Annotated in this window: 22 protein-coding genes; 20 read left to right on the forward strand and 2 right to left on the reverse strand. The window is 37.0% G+C overall.

Annotation, left to right across the window (positions count from 1 at the left end; all coding sequences use genetic code 11):
* Positions 1-87 precede the first annotated feature (87 nt).
* The 14 genes from AC07M3_RS00985 (at position 88) to AC07M3_RS01050 (ending at position 17,539) form a co-directional block, all read left to right on the forward strand.
* On the forward strand, positions 88-972 hold the full coding sequence (locus AC07M3_RS00985; protein WP_494566245.1) for a phosphoribosyltransferase family protein: 885 nt from the start codon (positions 88-90) through the stop codon (positions 970-972).
* Positions 973-983: 11 nt separating this feature from the next.
* A complete protein-coding gene (locus tag AC07M3_RS00990) occupies positions 984-2,477 on the forward strand; it encodes a nicotinate phosphoribosyltransferase (RefSeq protein ID WP_494566246.1) in 1,494 nt (497 codons plus the stop codon).
* Positions 2,478-2,537: 60 nt separating this feature from the next.
* On the forward strand, positions 2,538-3,305 hold the full coding sequence (ntrR, locus tag AC07M3_RS00995) for an ADPR responsive transcriptional repressor NtrR (protein ID WP_494566247.1): 768 nt from the start codon (positions 2,538-2,540) through the stop codon (positions 3,303-3,305).
* Positions 3,306-3,377: 72 nt separating this feature from the next.
* Complete coding sequence (locus AC07M3_RS01000) at positions 3,378-4,772, forward strand: methylenetetrahydrofolate reductase C-terminal domain-containing protein (RefSeq protein WP_494566248.1); 1,395 nt, start codon at positions 3,378-3,380, stop codon at positions 4,770-4,772.
* A gap of 513 nt (positions 4,773-5,285) precedes the next feature.
* Positions 5,286-5,837 (forward strand): hypothetical protein, encoded by a 552-nt coding sequence (locus tag AC07M3_RS01005; RefSeq protein WP_494566249.1) that lies wholly within the window; start codon positions 5,286-5,288, stop codon positions 5,835-5,837.
* A 272-nt stretch (positions 5,838-6,109) separates the two neighbouring features.
* Positions 6,110-6,538, forward strand: a complete 429-nt coding sequence (locus AC07M3_RS01010) for a hypothetical protein (RefSeq protein ID WP_494566250.1) — start codon at positions 6,110-6,112, stop codon at positions 6,536-6,538.
* 361 nt (positions 6,539-6,899) lie between these two features.
* Positions 6,900-7,619 (forward strand): response regulator transcription factor, encoded by a 720-nt coding sequence (locus tag AC07M3_RS01015; protein WP_494566251.1) that lies wholly within the window; start codon positions 6,900-6,902, stop codon positions 7,617-7,619.
* A 91-nt stretch (positions 7,620-7,710) separates the two neighbouring features.
* Positions 7,711-9,171, forward strand: a complete 1,461-nt coding sequence (gene iaaH, locus AC07M3_RS01020; RefSeq protein ID WP_494566252.1) for an indoleacetamide hydrolase — start codon at positions 7,711-7,713, stop codon at positions 9,169-9,171.
* A 696-nt stretch (positions 9,172-9,867) separates the two neighbouring features.
* Positions 9,868-10,929, forward strand: coding sequence for an HlyD family secretion protein (locus AC07M3_RS01025; protein ID WP_092705870.1), 1,062 nt, complete (start codon positions 9,868-9,870; stop codon positions 10,927-10,929).
* Between the two features lie 24 nt (positions 10,930-10,953).
* Entirely contained in the window at positions 10,954-12,501 is a 1,548-nt protein-coding gene (locus tag AC07M3_RS01030) for a DHA2 family efflux MFS transporter permease subunit (protein WP_307009630.1), read from the forward strand.
* A 187-nt stretch (positions 12,502-12,688) separates the two neighbouring features.
* Entirely contained in the window at positions 12,689-13,477 is a 789-nt protein-coding gene (locus AC07M3_RS01035; protein ID WP_170834031.1) for a hypothetical protein, read from the forward strand.
* On the forward strand, positions 13,474-15,060 hold the full coding sequence (locus AC07M3_RS01040) for a GH3 family acyl-acid amido synthetase (protein WP_494566253.1): 1,587 nt from the start codon (positions 13,474-13,476) through the stop codon (positions 15,058-15,060). The genes AC07M3_RS01035 and AC07M3_RS01040 overlap by 4 nt, the downstream gene beginning before the upstream one ends.
* Entirely contained in the window at positions 15,057-16,385 is a 1,329-nt protein-coding gene (locus AC07M3_RS01045; RefSeq protein WP_494566254.1) for a TolC family protein, read from the forward strand. The genes AC07M3_RS01040 and AC07M3_RS01045 overlap by 4 nt, the downstream gene beginning before the upstream one ends.
* A complete protein-coding gene (locus AC07M3_RS01050; RefSeq protein ID WP_494566255.1) occupies positions 16,382-17,539 on the forward strand; it encodes a hypothetical protein in 1,158 nt (385 codons plus the stop codon). The genes AC07M3_RS01045 and AC07M3_RS01050 overlap by 4 nt, the downstream gene beginning before the upstream one ends.
* Before the next feature lie 200 nt (positions 17,540-17,739).
* Here AC07M3_RS01050 and AC07M3_RS01055 read toward each other — a convergent pair whose 3' ends face one another.
* Together AC07M3_RS01055 and AC07M3_RS01060 are read right to left on the reverse strand one after the other, a co-directional pair.
* The gene (locus AC07M3_RS01055) at positions 17,740-18,180 is read right to left on the reverse strand and encodes an HD domain-containing protein (RefSeq protein ID WP_494566256.1); all 441 of its coding nucleotides are present in this window, start codon (positions 18,178-18,180) and stop codon (positions 17,740-17,742) included.
* 168 nt (positions 18,181-18,348) lie between these two features.
* Positions 18,349-18,825, reverse strand: coding sequence for a hypothetical protein (locus AC07M3_RS01060; RefSeq protein ID WP_092705864.1), 477 nt, complete (start codon positions 18,823-18,825; stop codon positions 18,349-18,351).
* A gap of 1,349 nt (positions 18,826-20,174) precedes the next feature.
* Between AC07M3_RS01060 and AC07M3_RS01065 the strand changes: the two genes are divergently transcribed.
* The 6 genes from AC07M3_RS01065 (at position 20,175) to AC07M3_RS01090 (ending at position 23,724) form a co-directional block, all read left to right on the forward strand.
* Entirely contained in the window at positions 20,175-20,729 is a 555-nt protein-coding gene (locus AC07M3_RS01065; protein WP_494566257.1) for a TetR/AcrR family transcriptional regulator, read from the forward strand.
* A 105-nt stretch (positions 20,730-20,834) separates the two neighbouring features.
* A complete protein-coding gene (locus tag AC07M3_RS01070; RefSeq protein ID WP_494566258.1) occupies positions 20,835-21,356 on the forward strand; it encodes a DUF8453 domain-containing protein in 522 nt (173 codons plus the stop codon).
* 51 nt (positions 21,357-21,407) lie between these two features.
* Positions 21,408-22,085, forward strand: a complete 678-nt coding sequence (locus tag AC07M3_RS01075) for a HEPN domain-containing protein (RefSeq protein WP_494566259.1) — start codon at positions 21,408-21,410, stop codon at positions 22,083-22,085.
* A gap of 166 nt (positions 22,086-22,251) precedes the next feature.
* Positions 22,252-22,521 carry a protein L gene (locus AC07M3_RS01080; protein WP_130625869.1) on the forward strand — a complete coding sequence of 90 codons (270 nt, stop codon included), beginning with the start codon at positions 22,252-22,254 and terminating at the stop codon, positions 22,519-22,521.
* Between the two features lie 4 nt (positions 22,522-22,525).
* Positions 22,526-22,888: a 4-fold beta flower protein gene (locus tag AC07M3_RS01085; RefSeq protein WP_494566260.1), complete on the forward strand. Its 363-nt coding sequence runs from the start codon at positions 22,526-22,528 to the stop codon at positions 22,886-22,888.
* A 317-nt stretch (positions 22,889-23,205) separates the two neighbouring features.
* Positions 23,206-23,724, forward strand: a complete 519-nt coding sequence (locus tag AC07M3_RS01090) for a GNAT family N-acetyltransferase (RefSeq protein ID WP_494566261.1) — start codon at positions 23,206-23,208, stop codon at positions 23,722-23,724.
* The last annotated feature ends 38 nt before the right edge of the window (positions 23,725-23,762 follow it).

The following is a 23,762-nucleotide window of genomic DNA, read 5'->3' on the forward strand; positions in this document are numbered from 1 at the left end:
AAAAAGTTTGGAAAATAGACTTGAAATATATAGTGGCTTTATGCCACTATATATTCATCGAAGGTCATCAGACAAAAAGAGGATGATATGACTATCCAGCTTTTAGATGCGGCAAGAAATGAAATTCCAGTGAAATTCACGCAGTTTTCTGGTGGAGAGCGTCATGTTCAGATTGATGGGACAACCTTAGCTTCTTTATCTGGCACGGTATTGGTCCGTGCGCAAATGACCTCAAGTCACGATGTGATGGACTATTTACTACTTGAAAATATATTGCTGAATCAGGGTTTAACAGTTGACGTAGAAATTCCGTATTTTCCATACGCACGTCAGGACCGTATTTGTGCCGTAGGCCAAGCATTCTCACTTGATATGATGACGAAACTACTCAACATTAATGCAGACAAAAAAGCGGGCAAACAAGGCAAGGTGACGGTATGGGATTGCCATAGTGAAGTTACTACCGCATTACTCCGTGCCAATACTTCTTTTAGTAAAGTTGTAAATGTGAGTTCAGTAGAAATCATCAAAAAGAGTGAAGCGCTGAGTGAACTGTTAAAAGATGAAAAAACAGTACTGATTTGTCCAGACAAAGGTGCAAAAGCCCGTACACAAATGGTTGCAGACACTTTTAATATTGAGCGCAAACAACCTATCACTATTGTTCAGTGTGATAAAAAACGTGACCCAGTGACTGGCAAAATTTTAGGTACGCATGTACATGCGACTGATTTATCTAGGCTAACTGCGGTCATTACCGATGACATTTGTGACGGTGGTGCAACCTTTATTGGTATTGCCAAAGAACTGCGTCGCCTTAATTGCAATAAGGTCGTTCTATACGTGACGCACGGTATTTTTAGTAAAGGATTAGAGGTTTTTGATGGGCTGCTAAATCAACTGTTTACCTCGGACAGCTTTCCACAACAACCAACAGAAAAAATTTCAGTAATTGCTTTTGCAACAAAATAAAGAGAAGAAAGATGACTATTAAACTTAACCCTCTAAACGCTATCGATTTTTATAAAGCTGATCACAGACGTCAGTATCCAGTAGGCACAGAGTACGTATACGCCAACTTTACACCGCGTTCATCTCGACTCGCTAAAATGTTGCCTGACTTTGATGACAAAGTCGTATTCTTTGGTCTTCAGGGTTTTATCAAACACTTTTTGATAGATACGTGGAATGAAGGTTTTTTTCAACAACCTAAAGATAAAGTGGTGACTGCTTATAAACGCCGTATGGACACTTCATTAGGTGAAGGCGCAGTACCTGTTGATCACATTGAAGCATTACACGACTTGGGCTATTTACCATTACGCATTAAAGCATTGCAAGAAGGCAGCCGTGTCAATATGCGTGTACCAGTGCTTACCGTAATTAATACCGACCCGCGTTTCTTTTGGTTAACCAACTATATTGAAACTGTGTTAAGTGCTGAGCTTTGGAAAAGCTGTACTACCGCGACGATTGCCTATGAGTACAAACGCTTATTAACGCAATATGCTGTAAAAACTGGTGCACCACTTGATTTTGTACCTGTGCAAGGCCACGATTTTAGTAGTCGGGGCATGAGTGGAATTTATGATGCAGCGCAATCAGGTGTTGGGCACTTAACCAGTTTTATTGGAACAGACTCGGTTGCTTCAATTGACTACGCAGAAGAATATTACAATGCAACTGGTGTGATTGGTGTCTCTGTACCAGCAACCGAACACAGTGTGATGTGTATGGGCACAGAAGACAGTGAGCTAGAAACATTTAAGCGTTTAATCTGTGAGCTTTATCCGTCTGGTGTTGTCAGCATTGTGTCTGATACTTGGGATTTTTGGCGAGTGATTACAGAGTTTACGGTGGCTTTAAAACCTGAAATTCTAGCAAGACAACCCAATGCTTTGGGCTTGGCTAAATTGGTTTTTCGTCCAGACTCTGGCGACCCTGTCAAAATTATTTGTGGTGACCCAGACGCCGAAGTCGGCAGCCCAGCGTACAAAGGTGCGGTTGAGTGTTTATGGGAAGTGTTTGGCGGTACAACGACAGACCAAGGCTATAAAGTACTGAATGAACGTGTTGGTCTAATTTACGGTGACTCGATTACACTAGACCGTGCGCAGCGCATTTTGGAAGGACTTGAAGCCAAAGGTTTTGCATCAAACAACTTGGTGTTTGGTATAGGCAGCTTTACCTATAACTATTTAACTCGCGATACCTTTGGGTTTGCTGTGAAAGCGACTTGGGGGCAAGTAAATGGTGTAGGTCGAGAGCTATTTAAAGACCCAATTACTGACTCAGGTGTAAAAAAATCTGCTAAAGGTCTATTACGCATCGAACAAAGTGAAACTGGCTTTACCTTGTTTGATGAGCAAACAGCAGAACAAGAACAAGGCGGAGCACTAAAAACAGTCTTTGAAAATGGTAAACTTGAATATGAGTGTACGTTGGATCAAATTCGCGAATGTTTATCCATCGCATAACTGAGTTTAGATGAGTCGTTACATGGGTATCGGCTCATCGTTTTTATTGAGAGACTGAACGTGACTATTCAAACTGAACAAGAATTCCTTGCCAGTTATGATCGCCGAGATTATGACGCACCTTTACTCACTGTCGATATGGCTATTTTCTCGGTATTTAATGATCAGTTGCAGGTATTACTCATTAAACGACCAAACTTTCCAGCCAAAGACCAATGGGCTTTACCGAGCGGTTTTGCCGATTTAACCCATGATCAAGACTTGATGGCAACGGCTTATCGTAAGCTGGTCGAAAAGACAGGGATTGCTTCACCTTACTTGGAGCAAGTTGCCTCTGTCGGTAACGCGAAACGTGACCCACGTGGCTGGGCCGTGACCATTTTGTATTTTGCTTTAATTGATTTTAATGCCTACCAACAGCAAGCATTGGCTGAATATAGCGAATGGGTGTCTGTAGCAAAAGCACAAGACTTAGCATTGGCTTTTGATCACAACGAATTACTCAGTTTGGCATTAGAACGTTTAACCAATAAAACTCGCTATACCGCGTTGCCAGCCAGTCTCATGCCTGAGTTATTTACGCTAACTGAGCTACAAACTATTTATGAAATTATTCTTGGGCAATCGTTAGATAAAAAAGCGTTTAGACGACGTATGATAGAAGCTGGCGCAGTTGAAGAAACCAACCACAGTAAAATTGTGGGCAAACGACCAGCTCAGCTTTACCGCTATGCACTCGATTCTTTTGATTTTATATTCCCACGTTCACTCGAATTACCAAGAAATAAAGAAGGTGAAGACAAGCAAAACATTGAGCTTTCTGACTAGCGCATATTGATGCGCTTTGATTTATAATGCCGCGCTTATGATTGATGTCATGTTTTGATCAGCACTTTGCCTATGTCACACGTTTCTCCCTGCTTCCAGCAAAACCAGTTTTTTGTGTTGGTGGAATATCTCACTTCACTACATGAAATTTATCCTGTGAAACATGAGTTTGCGGGATATCCGGCGGCAATGACATTGGCAGATCGCGTACATTCAGATCATGATATCGCGCCGCTTGAAGTCAGCAAAAGTTACCCTGACTCAGTCGATAAAGTCTTACACTTTTCGGGTAAGGCCCGAGACATACAAGACTTTGAGCAGTTTTTAGAGCAAGTTCAAGCAGCTAATATTCAAAACTTATTATTGCTTACAGGCGATAAACTCAAAGAACATCATAATGGTCGAGATGGGCAGCCTCGTAGTCGATACCTAGAGTCGGTAAACGCCGTGATGGCTGCCAAGCAACATGGCAGTTTTCGCATTGGGGTTGCTTTTAACCCATTTAAATATGTCGAAGCTGAGCGTGATGCCCAGTACTTAAAACTGCATAAGAAAATTAAAGCAGGTGCTGACTTTATCATTACGCAATTGGGCTATGACATTGAAGCCTTAAAGCAAGCCAAATCATTTTTAACCAATTACGACTATTCGCAGCAAATACTGGCTTGTGTAATGCCACTGACTTTAGCCCGTGCCAATTTTATGGTGAAGCATAAAGTGGCAGGTATTGTGATTACCCCGCACATGCTAAAAGTCTTGGCAGAAGAAAAAAAGGCAGGGCATACAGACCGCGTTTATTTACGATGTGCTTTACAGATTTTGATTTGTAAACACTTAGGGTTTGCTGGCATTCATTTATCTGCCTGTCATAAGCCAGCAGAACAAATGCTGCTTGAAAGTTATATTGAGCAGTACAGATACCTTAAGCTTGATGCCTTAGAAGAGCTTTGGAATTCACTTTGGCAAGTGACCACAGGTAAAGAGTTTTCGCCTGAAATTGCTATTTTTTCGCATCAGCCCACTTCCAAACAATTAATTAAATATCGCCAATTGCATGTTATGCATGAGGCGCTGTTTGGATCAAAAATTGCCAAAGGGCTTGGACGTTTTATTTTTAAAGCATCTTTTTGGGAAAATGCTTTAGTCGCCAAAGTATTACTCAAAACAGAAGTGCTAAGTAAACATAGCCTAGTCGGCTGTGAAAGCTGTGGTCAGTGCCGTCTAAGCGATACTTTATATATTTGCCCTGAAACGTGTCCAAAAGGTTTAGCCAATGGGCCTTGTGGCGGTACAACGTTAGACCGCTGTGAATTTGGTGACCGTGAATGCATTCATTCCGTTAAAGCAAGACTTGCAAAAGCGGTTGAACAAACTGAAATATTAAAAGAAAAACTGATTCCAACTGTACCAATTGAAACTAGAGGAACCAGTTCTTGGAAAAATTGGTATTTAGCGACTGAGGCTTAAGTTTTGTATTACCCCTTGATTTGATTTTGTTAAACAATCAAATGGGTGGCTAAAACACGGCGATAATTTAAAAATAACAATTGTTTGTCTTAATTATGTCCAATCAAAATAATTACCTAGGAGTATACTTAAAGCAAATCTTTTGCGTTAAAAGAAAGGCTGTCTCAATGAAAAAGTTGGTTGCTGTACTTACTGTAATTGTTGTTTTAACTGGATGCGTTTACGACCCTGTTAATTACGACAAAATACACGACCAAGAGTTCCAAGATCACCTCAGGCAAAACGGTTAGTAATAAAAAAGCCCACTCAATGAGTGGGTTTTAGTGTTAAAAAGCGCACCATACCAGTTGTGTAACAAACAGATTCATACCTTTTGCAGGGGGGGGGCTTTTAGAAGCGGGTTTTTTAATTCCGTGTTTATTTATATGAATTAGCTAAAAGTATATATTGCATTTATAAGTTAGCTTATTGTTTACTTCATTAGAAAAATATTCCTTCTTAGAAGTTAATAAAATGAAAAATTATTTAATAGGGTTATTTATTGCTTTAGGTTTAACTGGATGTGTGGCATTACCAAACATTGACTATTCACAGCAAAAAGTTGAACGGTTTAATCCAGTTAAGAATTGGATTAGTGTAGATTCTGCGTCAGTTAAAGATATACCTAATGGTAATGAAATCTTTAAGTTGAAAGGTGGGAGCGAAGTTTATGTGTTCAGATATCAAGATGAATGGGCATTAATAAATCCAAATTCTAATAGACAACAGTGGATTGATACTAAGTATTTATGTAGTTTTTCTGGTTGTTATACTCCACCAATTGTTTATAGAAATGCTAAAAGTAGTTTTAATAACAGGGAATCTATTTACTCAATTCAACAACGAGAGCCTAAAAGGTATAGCAATAGTAAAACTAGAAATACCTCTACTACTCATACTTCAAGAACCTATAGTCAAACTACTAATAATTCTTGTTATTGTACTTCTGGTACATATTGTGTTGGGCCTAGAGGTGGACATTATTGCCTTAATAGCACGGGTTCTAAAAGATACCTTCCACGATAGATAGAGCAAACTTTGGAAATCCCTGCTAAATAACGATTATTAGTGAAGAATAGATATGCCCTCATCGGAGGTTTTTTTAAAGGGTATCTTTGTGATCTATAAAGTCGGTTTCTAACATCTCAGTTGAAAAGATACGCTGTTATTGAAAGCTAAATGAGTTTATTTAGTAGTAGATTAAACACTAAAATAATAAGATATGGAGCAATAGTTTTTTTATTTAAGTTATATAAAATTTACGTATTCCACTATTTTGTAATGAGCAAATTAATTTTATGAATAGAATATTATTATCTTTTACAAGTTTATTGATTATTAGTCCAGTGTACAGTGCTGCTGATTTTTTCGAAAAAAAACCTTCTATTTTAATTGGTAAGGATGAAGGGATTCAAAATAATAACAGTCGTGAGAAAGTAGATTTTTTTGAGTTATCAAATCAACAAAAAATAGATCGTACAAATCAAATTTTTAAAAGGGCAGAGCGAGGTAATGACGCTCTATTCCAAACGGCGAATATGACTGATTATGATAAATCACAATATTACAGAGAAAATAAGTATGCTCATAATAGGGGTTATTCACCATACATTGAATCTACACCTAATAGAAAAGTAATTTCAGAAGAAGAATATCAACAGGAACTTGAGCAAAAAAGAAAAGAGAGAAAAGTTGATCGAACCCTTCTGTACCTATTAGATAAGTAATTTCACAAAAGGCATATCAACAGTTAAAAGAGCACCATATAAAGACGCAATTGGTTGATAGATGTATTCAATTTTGGCTACCGAAAAGTAAAGTAAGGATTCTTAGTGGATATAACTTTTTAAATAAATGAACTACTCTGTTGAAATTGATTGTTAAAGAATATGCTCACTTCGGTGGGCTTTTTATATAATGAACATATAAAAACTAGAAGATTAATATTTTTACGGACAAAATATAGCTATTACCTACCAAATAAAAAAATGGATATGTTATAGAAAAGGATGGGATTGGCATTAAGCTCAAAGGAAGCACTGAACCGATCTTCTTAAAATTCGATGGCTTGCGTTAAATAGGTAGACTATGACCGCACTTTTAGAAAAGGATTTCAGTCCATCTGAGTTTACGTTGTTTTCTGAAATATTATGGAAACTTGGCTCAGGGAAAGGGCAATGTACTTTACGTGAAAATATCATTGTAGATATTGCCACCTTATTACGGGCTGATTTTGCAGCATCGTATATTTGGGATTCAACGCATAACTTATCGAAAAAAGGGGTGATATGGAAAATCGACCCAAAAGCGATGGAGGACTATGATCGTGTTTGGCAATTTGCTGATCCAATTACCACACAGCTTCGTAAATTTCAGAAACCGACGTTTGTAAATGAAGTTATGCCTCTTGAAGACCTTAAAAAAACAACCTATTACAATGAGTTTTTACGAGCTTATGGTTTGTACCACGGCGTAAATGTTTATTTTGTTCGGAATGGCATGGATATTGGTGATTTACGCATTTGGCGTGCACAAGACGCTGGCATGTTTGGTGAGCGTGAAAAAAGAATATTAAATCTGCTTGAACCTTATTTTACTCAAGCCTTACCCATTGATTTATCAACACAATACGGTCTTACCCCACGTGAACAAGAAGTGGTTCATTTGGTCTCTAAAGGCTTAAGTGACAAAGATGTGGCAAATTTACTTGGTATAAGCTTTACCACATTAAGAACTCATCTGAATAATTCTATGAGAAAAATAGGCTGTAATAATCGCACTGAAATGGCTTTACTCATTCAACATTAAAGCAAAGCAATCCTCAATTTTGAGGATACGAATTATCGAGCAATTTGTACTAAGTTCTTAAGATCACAACTTAAATGGATTTTAAGTCACCATGTCGAATGCCAATGAAAAAAATAACGGGATTGAGTCACGCGATTTAGCAAATGCTTCAGTAGATGTAATCACTCAATTGATTCATGAGAGAAAAGTGTCTTGCGAAGAACTTGTTCATCATTACTTCGCCACTATTGAAAAACAGCAATCTTTAAATGCGTTTATTAGCACAGATAAAACTTCAGCAATTCAACAAGCTCAGTATTGGGATAAATACCTACTTAGTGGAAAACCGTGTCCAGCCTTAATGGGGATTTTAATTGCGGTTAAAGATAATATTCATGTTGCAGGTTTTCCTAATAGTGCAGGTACACCAGCTTTAGCTGATTTTAAACCTCAAAGCTCCGCATCGATTATTCAAAAGCTCATTGATCACGGCGCGATCATCGTGGGTAAAACCAATATGCACGAATTGGCCTTTGGGGTAACAGGTTATAATACTGCTATGCATATAGAGGGTGTTGTCGGTACACGAAATGCGGTAAACCCATTACACATTGCTGGCGGGTCCTCTTCAGGTAGTGCGGTGGCTGTCGCCGCGGGAATGGTTCCGATTGCGATTGGTACAGATACGGGTGCTTCTATTCGATTGCCAAGTGCCTTAAATGGTTGTGTCGGCTTTCGTCCAACGGTAGGAAGATATTTACAAGACAGTATTACCCCAATTTCACATACGCGGGATACCGCTGGCCCTATGGCACATACAGTATCTGACATTATCTTAATTGATCAGCTCATTACTCAAGAGCCAAGAAAAAAACCATTACAGCCTCATCAAATTAGACTCGGTATAAATCCATATTTTTGGAATCATTTAGATGAAGACGTTCATCAACAAGCTCATATTGCACTTGAACTTTTAAAAGATGCAGGAATCGAAATTATTCCTGTCGATATGCCGAATTTGGAACAACTTAATCACGCTATTTCATTTCCGGTGGTCATCTACGAGGGCAAATATGACCTTATTCAATATTTAAAACATCATTATATAGACCTGAACTTAGAATCGGTGATCGATCAGATCTCAAGTCCAGATGTAAAGGCACTTTTTAAACAGAATATCCTTCCCCAATTAATTCAAGATCAGACTGGTCAACTTATTCCTGTTTTACCTTTGTATGAAAAAGCGATGAATGAAGCTCGTCCACAATTGCTTGAACTCTATCAAAACACATTTAAAGCGCATAACTTACATGCTTTATTGTTCCCGACATCATCCATTGTTGCACCACTAGCAAGCGAGCAAGTCAGTTCAATTGAAAATTTCCAAACCCTGATTCGAAATACAGATCCAGGAAGTAATATCGGATTACCTGGACTGAGTTTACCGATTGGAAAGGGGGCGAAATCGCAACTACCAATTGGTTTGGAGATTGATGGTTTACCTCATCAAGATAGTGAAATACTTGCGATTGGAGTGAATTTAGAAGAAATTTTTAGGGATTTAAATAAGTAAAAAAATAAACCGAAAATCCTCCATTTTCTAAATAAAAAAGAGTTAAAAGTAACTCTTTTTTAAGATTAATTTTATTTGTTAATAATGCTTGGTTTCTTAAGGGTAAGTTGGATTTGGTCTGGAATTTTTCATGTTATTCCACTTAATATAGTTAATCATAAATTTATTAAAATACATCTTTAATAAGTTTTGTTTAACTATTTTGATAAATAAGAACATTTATATTTTATGTTTCTATAAATATTATAAAACTTATCGATAACTCTTTTTTAAATTACATATTACCTTAATTAATTCTACATAAGTACTACAAATTGAAGGCTGATTTTTAATATTAGTACAATGAATTTTCCTGTCAATTAATCACTTTGATAAGAAAAATAACCACATTAAGTTATTGATTTAAATTAATAAATTAAATTTTTAGATAATGGGTTATAAATAGAAATTTCAAAAAATATAAAATTACATAATTTTTAAACATATTTTTTATAGCATGCAATCTATTGGCGTAAATAGAAAAAATATATGTCAAAACGGTCAATGATATTTAATCGATTTAAGAATCATAATTTGCACCAAATTTTACGCTGTCACGATTCATTGAATAAACCAAGTGAAAAGTTACGTAAAAAAGACGCTAATAGTTTATTGGTGTAAATAAAAAATCGAATATTACAAATAAACGGAATGAATATGGATAACGTAGCTCAGCTAGAAACTGATACTAATTTCCAAAGTCGAAAAAAGATAACTTGGGGTGTTTTTAGTGTCCTGCTGTTATTTTTAGTCGCGGGCATTATATATTATTTTTTTGTATACCGATTTTATCAATCTACTGATAATGCTTATGTGCAAGCTGATGTTACTTGGGTAATGCCAAAGATTTCAGGCGAAGTGATGGAGTTATTAATTAACGATAATCAGTTTGTAAAAAAAGGGGAAACTTTAGCTGTATTAGACCATCGTGATTACCAAGCCCGTTACGATCAAGCTAGCTCTGTCGTGAGCTTAAAAGAAGCAGCGCTAGGCGTACAACAACAAAATGAAAAGTCTGCCAAGTCATCAATTATTGAAGCAAATAGTGGCGTTGTTGCGGCACAAGCAGACTTATCTCGCTTAAGAAAAGATTTTGAACGTTATCAAGATTTATTAAAAGATGGGGTAATTACCCGTCAAAACTTTGAAGGGGTTCAATCTCAGTATTTAACTGCTCAGGCACAGTTAAGCAAAGCGCAAGCCGCCGTAAATGCAGCAGAAGCCCAGTTGGGTAGTTTACAGGCCAGTAGAGCACAACTTTTGGCAGATATTCAAAGTGCCAATGCAAACTTAAACCTTTATCAAATTGATTTGGCTTCATCAAAAGTGGTGAGCCCAGTCGCAGGGAAAATAGGAAGCCTTGCGATCCAGAAAGGTTCGCGTGTTTCTCCGCAAACCCGCTTAATGGCGATCATTCCTGAAAATAGTTTGTATGTACAAGCGAACTTCAAAGAAACCCAAATTGAAAAAATGCATATTGGTCAGAAAGTTAAATTAAAACTTGATGCTTACCCAAGCCTGACTTACAGCGGGACAATCGAAAGCTTTTCTCCAGCTTCAGGCGCAACTTTCTCACTCATGCCACCAGACAATGCCACAGGCAACTTTAACAAGGTTGTACAACGTATTCCTGTACGCATTGCCATAGACTCAAGTCCGCATATTGATCTTATAAAACCCGGAATGTCGGTTAGCGCTACGGTTGACCTAAGAACTTAATAATAAAATTTTAGGTAATAAGAAATGAATAAGCATATTGACGCTGAGTGGAAGTTTCCTGCAAAGACGGCTTGGGCAATTTTTGCTGCCATGATTTTTGGCAACTTTATGGCGATTCTTGATATTCAGATTGTGGCGAGTTCTCTAAACGAAGTTCAAGCCGGCATGAGTGCAAGCCGCTATGAAGTTACTTGGGTGCAAACGGTTTACTTAATTGCCGAAATTATTGCGATTCCAATGTCGAGTATTGTCTCACGCGTGCTCTCAACACGGGTGTATTACACGATCTGTGCAATTGGCTTCACCATCAGTTCTTTACTATGTGCTTTGGCATGGAACTTAGAGAGTTTACTGGTTTTCCGTGGCATTCAAGGCTTTATGGGCGGCGGGATGATTCCAACCTCCATGACGGCATTGTACTTACTTTTTCCCGAAGCAAAACGTTCATTGCCTTTGGTCATGTTTGGAATGATCAGTACTTTAGGTCCAGCCATCGGCCCAACCATTGGCGGCTGGTTAACCAATAACTTCTCATGGCACTGGATGTTCCTGATTAACATCATTCCGGGCATTATCATCGCTACGGTCATCTATTCAGGTCCAAATATCGACCGTGCGAATCATTCACTTATCAAAAGCATGGATTGGCTCAGCCTGATTGGTATGGCGATGTTTCTGGGTGGGCTTGAATATTTCCTTGATGAAGGCGCACGTCATGACTGGCTTGCAGACACTGGGGTTCGGATTGCTTTTATGATCTGTGTTGTGGGCGGCATGATTTTCTTCTCTAGAAGCTTTACCCAGCCTAAGCCATTGCTCGATTTATCAGTATTTAAGAATAAAAACTTTACCTTAAGTGCCATCACGACTTTTGTGATTGGGATGGCGCTCTATGGCTTGGGTTACATGATTCCCGTGTTTCTGGGGCAAGTCCGTGAAATGAACAGTAGCCAAATTGGTCACGTCATGATGGTGACGGGCATTGTCATGTTCTGCTTTGCGCCGTTCCTAGCGTGGCTCATTCCTAATTTTGATACCCGCAAAACTGTGTTTATTGGAATGATTCTGGCTGGTTTTGGTGTTTGGCTCAATTCACATTTGAGCATTCACAGCGATTATGACTTTATGTTCTGGCCGCAAATTTACCGTGGCATTGGCCTCATGATCTGCCTGATTGTGGTTTCGCATTTAGCCATGAGCACTTTGCCGCTGAGTAAAGTTGCCGATGCCAGCGGTATTTATAACCTGATGCGTAATATCGGCGGAGCGGTTGGACTGGCACTGATTAACTCATCATTAGACTGGTTGACTGCGCTACATGTCACCCAGATTAATCAGTCGATGACACCGCAGAATTGGATCTTTACAGAAAGACTCGATCAACTCACGGCGCAATATCAAGAGGTCGGCTCAAATGCACAGCAAATCGCGCTTAGCGTGATCTATCGTGACATTCATTTTCAAGCACTTACATCTAGTTTTAATGATTTATTACGCATGCTCGCAATCATCATGTTTGTGACGGCCTTTTTAACCATCTTTATGGATCGGGGGAAGAAAATGAATATGTAGCTATTTAGAAATAAAGGGCAGCTTTCAAAGAATGAAAAACAATAGGGCATATCAAAACATATCCCTTCATAGAAAAAGAACATTGATAGAGTTTTCTAATATCGGTAGATGAGATTGGGGAACTCGCAAATTAGAGGTGGAAGGTTAAAGGATTATGATTAATACAACGTATAAATTGATTTCAAAATTGAACCTGAAAAACACGACTTATGGTCAATATTTTGAAAAAGAGCAAATCGATACTGACCGATTAAAAGTGATGTATTCCATTTACGAACAGTATTATGAAAATACGAGATTTTCTATTTTCGTAGATGATTTTAAAAATAAAAGTGGTGCAATCTTAATTTTTGACTCGGAAACAGATGAGATTGTGGGGTTCTCGACTGTTGTTGTGCAGCACTTTTACTTAAACGGTAAAGACTACACCGTGTTATTTAGTGGTGATACGGTCATTTTGAAGAAGTTTTGGGGCACGCGTAGTCTGCAAAGTACCATGCTCAAACTCATGATCAAGCTTCGAATCAAATATCCATTTAACGAACTCTATTGGCTACTGATTTCTAAAGGCTACAAAACCTATCTCTTACTCGCCAATAACTACTATGTGTACTATCCAAATATTAAAGATGAAAATCAGCATCTCTCGGAAGTCGTTGAGCACTACTGTGAGAAATTCTTTGGGGAATATTATGATAAAGATGCGGGCCTCTTAAATTTTGGAGATGACTATCAACCATTAAAAGGTGAAGTCGCACCGATTACTGCCGAAATGAGACAAAAGAACCCAAATATTCATTTCTTTGAGCAAATGAATCCAACATGGAGTGCGGGTACGGAATTACCGTGTATTGGTCGATTAGGCTGGAAAGATCTTGCGCGTTTCCCAGTAAAGCTCATCACCAAACCCACGAGTAAGGGAAAATTTGAAGCCTGTGTAACACATAAAACAAAACGTAGAGAGGCCATCCAATGAAATCTAATGAATGGCTGACCACGGGTTCACATCTTATTTTAAAAAAATGGTGTGATGCATCCGATCGTAATTTTCAAAAACGGTTTAATGCGTTAGAAGCAACACAACGTCAAATCCTGCATTCGATTTTACAGACCTCTACGTTTGCTAAAGACAAAAAAGTTCAAAACTATGAGCAGTTTGTAAAATCATTTCCTGCGACACGTTACGGCGCGTGGCGAGAAGACATTCAGCGCTATCGAGATCAGAAACTTGCACTGTCTAGTAGTAAGCTGGTTCGTTTCCAGCCGACCAGTGGCTCGAGTGAACAGATTAAGTTTATTCCCTATACCAAGCTGTTTTTAGATGAGCTCGATCATGCAATAGCACCTTGGATGGCGAGTCTATACCGTAAATGTCCGCAGCTTCGTTCGGGAACACATTATTGGTCGGTGTCATGGTTACCTGAAAGTCAGCGTGAAGTTTTAAAAGATAAAAACCTAAATGATGATAGTGCGCTACTGGGTGTGGGTAAGCGAATTTTATCTAAGTTTACCCAAGCGGTTCCAAGTAATGTTGCATTTGCAGCAAATGCCGACGATGCACTCTTTGCAACCATTTGCTATTTGGTGGCAAACCGTAACTTAGCCATGATTTCTGTATGGAGCCCAACGTTTGCATTGCAATTACTTGAACGTTTAGAGTCGATGCAACAGGAAGTTATTGAGGTTTTAGAGACTGGTTTATGGGGACATCGCCAAAGTTCATTAAGAGAAGTAAATGCACCGCATAGTACTGAAAGCGCTCAAGCTTTAATTGACAGTTCAAACGGCGAACAGATTGACTTCAAACAGCTATGGCCAAAGTTAAGCCTAGTGTCGAGTTGGGATACCGCAGGTTCAAAAGCTTGGGCCGAAAAATTAAAAGAAAAATTACCCAGTGTTCAGTTTGAAGGCAAAGGTCTGTGGGCGACGGAAGGTGTAGTCACTATTCCCTATAACGACCAATACCCACTGGCGTATCAAAGTCACTTCTATGAATTTGAATATTTAGAGGGTGAAAAACAAGGTCAGATCATTCCGTCGTGGGAACTGAAACAAGGCGATGTGGTGAGCCCGCTCATTACATCGGGCAATGGTTTGCTTCGTTACTGTATGGATGATTGCTTACGCGTAACTGGCTTTATAGAACAAATTCCGTGTTTTGAGTTCCAAGGCCGCCGTTTTGGTGTAGATCTGGTCGGTGAAAAACTCGCACCTGAAACCGCTCAAGAGTTGTTGTCACAGTTAAATGAAACGGAATCGAAAGCAATTTCTTTACTGGCGATTGATACAGAGCAACACGTTAAGCCGTTTTATTGCGTGCTTTTTGAAGGCGAAATCCATCACAGCATTAACAATGAATATATCGACAGTATCTTGCGACAAAACTTCCATTACGAACTTGCTCGAAACTTGGGACAGCTCGACCAGCCTCAGATTCGTCAGGCCAATAATGGTTGGAATGCTTACAAGAAACTGGTCATGTTTGATGGCATTATCGAAGGTAATATCAAGCCTGAACCACTCAAAAAAGTCACCCTCAATAGTTTGGAACAACTATGAAAGGGATGAAGACATTTAATACTCGGTTTTTAACACTTCGACACGCCTTGTATCTTGGCGTGTTAGTTGTGTCGAATACACATGCCATGACTTTAGATGAGGCTTTGTCTGCCAGCTTAAGACATGAAAGTCAGCTTGAGGTCAGCCGGTTAAGCGTGAACCAGTCAACCGCTATGCTTGAACAGGCCAAACAGCGTGATGGCCTCAAAGTCAATTTGGTGGGGCAACTTGACTATGAAAGAATAGATACGCCTTCACAAGTCCTTTTTCCAACAGAAGGAAACCGTAAAGGACGAAGTTTGCAATTGCAGGCAGATTATCCGATCTATACCTCTGGGCGACACCGCTTAGGAATTGATATTGCCGAAAGTCAGCTCTCTGCACAAAACCAAGGTTTGTCAGATCAAAGATCGGAAACTATCTTAAATACCGTCATGGTCTATACGGATGTATTAAAGAAGAAAGCGATTTTAGAACTCAGACAAAAGACCATGGCAAATCTGCAACGGTCTTTATATGAATCTAAACGCCGTTTTGATGTGGGCATGATTACCCGTGCGGACTTAGCTCAGGTTTTGGCACAAGTTGCACAAGGCCAAGCCGATATTACACAGGCTCAATCGAACTTGACCGTAAGTGAAGCACAGTTTTACCAAGTAACGGGTATAACGCCTGATAACCTTGTTGCCATTAAACAACTACCCGCTATTCCAGCTAACTTAGATGAAATTTTGGCTCAAACCAAAAACCATCCGGCTTTAATGCGTAGCAAATACGAAAAACAGGCCGCAGAAAAACAATATGCTTTAACCAAACGTGAACTCTGGCCAACGGTCATGCTTACTAGCCGTGCCGGAAAGCAAGATGAAGCAAGCTATATTGGCTCCGAAAGTAATAACTATATGGTAGGCGTACAGCTCAATGTACCGCTCTATGACGATGGACTAAATCGGGCCAATGTCAAAAAAGCACAGGCCGATATAGATTTGGCTAACCAAAAAACGCGCAGTCTTGAACTGGATTTGAATAAGCGTACCCGTACCAGCTATGCGCAGCTTCAAACCATTCGACAAAATAAAGAAGCACTGGCAAATGCCATAGAGGCAGCATCTATTGCCTTTGTCTACACACGTAAAGAGTTTGATGTCGGCACCAAAACGACATTTGATTTGCTGAATACCGAGCAGAAGTTACTTGATGTACAAACCCAGAAAACAGTGAATGACCAAGACGAAGTCGTGTTTGTCTATCAGTTACTCGACCAAATGGGGCGCTTAAATAATTTGGTGCCCGTACAAACTGCACAACAGGTGAATAATGAATGAAAATAAATCCACCACTTGCTGATAATACCCTCATTACCCGTGAAGCCACTTTGGCAGATGATCAGGCTTTAAGGGACTTAATTGCCGTACCCATGACCACCAAAGGGATACAAATTAGCTTTCAGCGTGAACCCAGTTATTTTCAAGCGTCTGACATTGTGTATCGACATAAACTGCATGTCGTGATTGAAGATACCGAGAGTCAGAAGCATGTCGCTTGTTATAGCAATGGTTACCGCCCATGTTATGTCGATCGAAACGTTCAAAACTTACGATACGCGGGTGATTTACGGGTAGATCACAACTATCGGGGAAAATCACTGGTTAAGGTTTTAGCAAAGCATGTAAAACAAACCATGCATGAACCGAACTACAGCCAAATGATTATTTTTGATGATAACCATGCAGCACGAGCAGCTATACAAACAGGCAAAACGGGAATGCCTGATTATTATGATGAAGGACTCATCGAGACATTAAGCCTGACCGACACTGGTACAAAAAGAAAAATCACGGCTTTTTTAAAGCAGGCTAATCAAAGTGACATACAAGAAATTCAGTCATGTATAGCCGAAGCTGGACATGTGGAAGCCATGAATCAGTTTATTGCCGACATGGCGGAGTTTTATAATTTTATTCCAGCCTATAACTTTGAAGAACTCGCCCAAGGGCATCAATATTTTTCGGGGATAAAACTCTCAGACTTTTCACTTTATTTTAAGGATGAAAAACTGGTTGGGATGTTTGGCTTGTGGGATCAACATAGTATTAAGCAAACCAAAATTTTGCATTACAGTTCAGTCATTGGAATTTTTAGACCCGTTTATAACTTATTGACTCCGCTGACCAAAGGCATGCGTTTGCCTAAACTCGGTGATTCAATAAAGTACCATGTGCTACACACCTTAATGTGCCATCCACAAGATTTGGCTTTGCATCATAAAATGCTCGAAGACGCCTATAACAAGTCAAAACAGCAGGGCGTTGGTGTGGTGAGCTTTACGCTTTCACATAAAGACCCGCGTTATCAGTTAAACCAGTTTTATAAAGGTGAGCGTTTAACAGGCATGCATGGTTTTATTAGCTATGAAGGCGACCCAAGACCACATTTTGATAAAAACCTGATTCCATATTTAGAAGTCGGGCGTATTTAACCTTGGGATAGGTGCGCCGTAGATCATAAATGAGCAAAAATTTGCTCAATTCTTAGGTAAGTTAAATAGGATTGAGCAAATATATGCGCAAAATGGTGAATGTTAGCTAGAGCAAAAATCTTTTTTGATGGTAATTTTGATTACGTTACAAAATCAAATTGATCGTTTTATATTTTATAAACCTAGCTAATTCGACCTTTTCATTCCAACCTATCTTGCGCCGTTGAAACAATTAACATGGTTTGAAGATAATAATCTACACGTGAGTGATTATTGTCCTTATGTGAGTTATGTGCATTAAAAGCTGCATCATGAAGTTTAACAACTCGAGCGATCGGATTCGAACTACAACGAATTAAATATTCTTCGCGTGTTTCAGTTTCCCGTTTAGTTAATGCATCAACGGCATCACGGACTTCTTTTCCGAATAAACTTTCGATTTTGTCTAGCGTAAGAGGTGTGTCTTCAACACTATCGTGGAGAAGGGCTGTAATAATATAGATTTCTGAAAAACGATGCTCAATTAATGAATTGACTACACCTTTAATATGGTAATCAAAGTAATCATGGGGACCATACTTTTGACCTTTATGAGATTCTTTTGACAATTTCTCTGCTAGTTCAACTTCATTTTGAGTCATTTTTTGCTCTTATCACTTTAAGTATATTACACGGCCTAATGTGTGAGATTGGTCGCTTAAATAACAAGTTTATACTGAATACTCAAATGAGGTATATATAAAAAGCAGCCTCGAAATGAGACTGCTCATTTTTAAGTGAACGATGAATCGGCGTATTCTTCATAAGCTTTAAATATTTGATAAAGTGAATGAGCTATTACCTCCTGTTAGAGCTACGTTGGTACCATTGATTAATAGAACAGGTTTATTTCCACCAATATTGGTTACGGCTAAGCTACCAAACCACCAATTGTTATGTCCAACATAGTGACCTTGAGCGAGATATACGGGAATGGAAGCCGACGAAGTTTGCAAATTAACGCCAAAGTAGAAGTTAAGCTTGCTAGGAGTGTCGCCACTACTTTGACTATCAGCAAACATATGACTACCTTTTTGTAATAGTTCAACATAACTATCAGCAACCTGCGAAGAGCCGCTACGGTCACAGTCTAAAGTGATAGTCCAAACATTTCCTTTTTTAGTAATAGAGGGGGGCGGTTCACAGGTTTCGCCGTCTGTATATACAACAGAACCATCAATATATGTGATATTGGTTAATAGCCCAGTATCATCAGTAATAACAACAGTGTTTGATGAAGTTGACATGATTAAATCCTCTTAAATTATGTTTTATCCAATCGCTTTATTTTATTGTTTATAAAAGTAATCGCGTTGGATGCTTTGTCTGGTATTTTAAATACCATTGGTTATAAAACGTTTAAAGTATGATTTATTTATATATCTTAGACTTATATTTTCTCTTTATTAAAATATCATTTGAGTTGAATTATTAATAATATATTTATTAAAAATTAAATCGTTTTTGATACAAATTATATTTTACTGGCATTTTTACACTATATTGTTTTTAGATGTGGAAATATTTTTATTTTTTAAGGAGAAAGATAACTCATAATTGAAATGTGATTAATAGTGTTAATTAAGGCACTTAATTAAAAATAGACATATTTCTATATTTTTATATAGGTTGTTGTAATTATTAATATAAATATTATATTTTAGTTTAATTAAATTTAAAAATAATATTATTAAGTTATATTAACTTTTTAATTAATGGATAAGTTTGTTTAAGCTTTGGTGGTTTGTCTTTATAATAAATATTAATTACTGAAAATAATAGGTATTTTATATAAAGCAATTATTTTGGTGGAAATATTTATAAATATTAGTGCCATAATAATAAAAATATTTAATATCTTAAAATTTTATCAATTATGTCATGAAGAGATCAGAGTTGATTATTGATTGCTTAAAGAGAGCAGATTGTTTTTTACTTGCTTCCATAGATTTATAAAAAAGAGTTGTTCAATATTTAAGTCAAATGAAACCTTAAGTTCTAGTGATTTTGAACTTTAACTTAATGATATAAAAGTAGATGGTAAATATTACTTAAGAATTTTCTTAATTATCTAATTAAATGAAAAATAATAACTATTTAAATAATTTCTAGCCAATTTCACATTGACACCTTAAATATTGAAGATTACCATTTGCGGGCTGGCCTACATTGCCAGTCGGTTGTCGCAGACCGTTCTTCAAGAGCATTAAAAGATTCTTCTTTTAGTGTGTATACCCTCGTGCCCCCTCTATGGCGGAACGGAGGGGGACACCTTCGGGTGTGCTGGGTCTTGAAGCCAGTCTGCGAACCCCTTTCGTTCTGCCACCATAATTCTAATGTCTTGGCAGAACTCCATATATAAGGAGTTGGCTTTGCACATCCATTATTTCTTGGCAACCATTGCCAAAAGCTATAACGACACAGCTTAAAACATTGAACGCAGCTTGATCGCCGTAAGGTTTTTCAGGCTTTAGCTCGTTATTACTTAAAACTTAGACAATTAAACTTGAGATGTGCCAAGCATAGTCTTTATGGCTTTGCTATGCCTTTTTTATCTCATTTATATACAACAATAATTTTTTATAACGGTAAAAATATGCCACATTCAGATCTTCCATTTCGTGCTTTAAGCGTGCTTCATACCTCTCGCTATCTTTTTAATAAACACGGTTTTCATAACGTCGGAGTAGACCGAATTATTGAGTCGGCAAACATCCCTAAAGCTAGCTTTTATAATTACTTCCATTCAAAAGAACGTCTCATTGAAATGAGCCTAACCTTTCAAAAAGATGGTTTAAAAGAAAAGGTACTTTCAATCATCTATGTCCAGAAAGACTTAACGCTAGTTGAGAAACTCCGAAAGATTTACTTCTTACATGCCGACTTAGAGGGGCTTTACCATTTGCCCTTTAAAGCGATTTTTGAGATTGCTAAAACACATCCCAAGGCTTATGGGACAGTAATTGACTATCGAAATTGGCTTATTAAAGAAATTTATCATTTGCTTCTAACATTCAACGAAAATGCCTCAAAACAAGATGCACACATGTTTTTGTTTGTGATTGATGGGGCAATGGTTCAGCTTTTAGACCCAAACAAACCAGATGAACGGAAGAGATTGCTTGAGTATTTTTTGTTGGGGTTTGGTTGAGGTGGTGATAATTATACTTTAAGTTATAGAGCAGTTTTTGGATATTCTTTCATATAAAATGTTGTTGTACAATTTTAAAATGACAATTAAAAATAAGAGGAAAAAATGAATGAAATACTAACAATTTCTACATTTATCATAGGGTTGTTAACTTTTATTATTGCATATATAGTATATTTTAATAATTCAAAAGGAGATGTAGTTGTATATGCTAAAGTTGATATGAGTAGACAAGGTGTTATTTTATTAATTATTCACAATATTGGTAAGGGGATAGCTCAAGATATAAAATTTTCAGGTACAGATTTTATTTTAAAAAATGCAGCAGATATTGAGATAGGTGCATTTAAAGTCGGAACCCCCATACTTTTTCCTGATGAAAAGTTAATTTATTGCTTGGGTACATACCCTACATTAAAGAAATCCTTGCCAGATCATCCTTTAAAGATTTCTATTACATTCCATAGTAAGATTGCCTTATATCCTTATAAAAGAAAAATTAAGAATGTGGTAACAGTAGATATCAATGCATTTAGTGGTGTTGATATTAGTGAATCAACTTTTCAAAGAGAAGTAAGAAAATCATTAAAGGAAATAGCTGCCTCATTACAAAAAATGTCCTCATAGGAGAAATTTATTTTTTAATGAAAAACTCAACAAAATCAGTGTAGAGAAATTATGGATTCAAAAATATTAAAGCGTTTGGAGCAACTTTTAAATGATGGTATTGAATTAAACTCCTTAACGCACATAGTTCCAGCAGGTAATAAGAATATTGAACATGAAAGTTTGGGAAAAGATGGAGACGCACAATATGTAGAATGGAAAATCAAAATTAAGCATCTTTTAAAATTGATTTGTGGAAATAATTCAATTCATTATGAAGCTTTTTTAAATGCTGAAAAATACCAGTTTTATGATACAAATGCGGTTGTTTTAAACCGTTTATTGCCTGTGATAAAAGCAACTTATGATGATTTGAAAAATGGTTTTTTAATCACTTTCAAGCAGATCGTTCAAGCAGAAGTTTTTGATAGTGAGCTTGAGCAGGCTAAATCACTTCTTGAGAGTGGTTATAAAAATGCTGCTGCTGTAATTGCAGGTGTAGTTTTAGAAACAGCAATTAAGGAATTATGTTTAAACAACAATATAGATATAGAACGTAAAAAGTTAACTCAGCTAAATGATGATTTAGCAAAAAATAGTGTCTATAACAAACTACAGCAAAAGCAAATTACAGCTTTAGCTGACATAAGAAATAACGCTGCTCATGGGAATTATGATGAGTTCACCAAAGAAGATGTAGAAAGAATGATTAGTGATATTGAAAGATTTTTATTAAATTATTCTTCATAAGATAAATCAATGAAAATATAGTACTAACGTATTATACCTCATATAGTTTTTAAAGATTATATTTAGTTCTGTGACTTCAGAATGACTTAAAAACTATTTTAATCTACTGAAATAAAAATAGTTTTTAGATATAAAAGAGATTCTTTATTTTTAACTAGGAGTTTTTATGGCTGGATATACTAGTCAAACTGAAAAATATTTACAGAGGTTTGCTCATTCATCAAAATGGTGGACGGATTCTTATACTATTGGTGATACGGTTCCTGTATCTGGAATTTATAAATGCCAAGGCTGTAATAAAGAAATTACAAGTAATAAGGATGATCCATTTCCACCACAAAATAAACATCAACATACTGCTTTGCAGGGTAAAGTAGTATGGAAGTTGATTGTACGAACAGATACTAACGGCGACAACTTTGGGTTAGGTAAATAAAAATATGACTCCTATTTTTGATAAAAACTGTAATGTAATTGCATGGTTTGATGGAATTAATTTTTTTGATGAAAATATTAACTGGGTTGCTTTTTTTAGTTCGGGAAACTGTTTTTCTTCTGAAAATTTGAATTGGTTGGGTGTATTTCATCAAGGTAGCTTGTTAGACATTAATGGTAAACCAATAGGATGGCTTCAAGGTTCTAGTCCAGTCGGTACTATGCGCCCATTAAAACCACTTCGTCCACTAAGACCACTTCGTCCACTAAGACCGCTTCGTCCACTAAGACCACTTCGTCCATTAAAACCACTAACCCCATTAGGTGGATGGTCAAATTTAACATTTGATCAATGGCTAACTCAATAAGATTATGAAAAGATTGCATACTATTTAATTAATATTGGACTCTTTTCATTTTTGAAAAATACTTTCTTAAAAAGATAATATTCTAATAGTATTTGAATTGATCACTTAATTTTTATATTCAAAGTATTTTCAAAAAATTATCATCTTTGGTTTTTTTCATATATTAGTTGGCACTGGATGTTTGACTTATTAAATAAGTTCTAAGTTATTTAGAATACCTTTACTATCGAGTAATTGATATAATTGAATACTTTGCTTTTAATGATTTTCTAAATAAGATCTAATGAAATTTTATTCAAATAAATTTGTGAAGAAATATGAAAGATATTGAAATTTTAGAAATAAATGCAATTGGCGATTATGAAGAAGGCCTATCGTTATTGTTAGAAGATTCTATCAATAGCGGAGCCTCAATAGGTTTCTTAGCTCCTATAGAAAAGAACGAAGTCTTAAATTATTGGCGTGAGGTCAACCATAAATTAGCACATGGTAATAGCCGTCTATGGATTGCCATTCAAAAAGGAACGATTGTAGGTAGTGTTCAATTGTCTTTGGTGAGTAAAAAGAACGGAGTTCATAGAGCAGAAGTTGAAAAACTCATGGTTCTGACAACAGCAAGAAAACAAGGAATAGCGACATTACTACTGAATGAACTAGAAAATTTTTCAAGAGAAAAAGGTCTGCACTTACTTGTCTTAGACACGCGTGAAGGTGATGTGTCCGAGCTTTTATATAGCAAAATTGGATTTGTTCGAGTGGGTGTAATTCCAAGTTTCGCATTAAGTTCAAACGGGAACTATGACGGCACAGCGATTTATTATAAAAGGCTTGTTTGAAATTAGCTTGGAAATAATAGGCAGTTACTTTAAAAAAG

The sequence above is a fragment of the Acinetobacter sp. GW821-FHT09D10 genome, assembly GCF_059416285.1.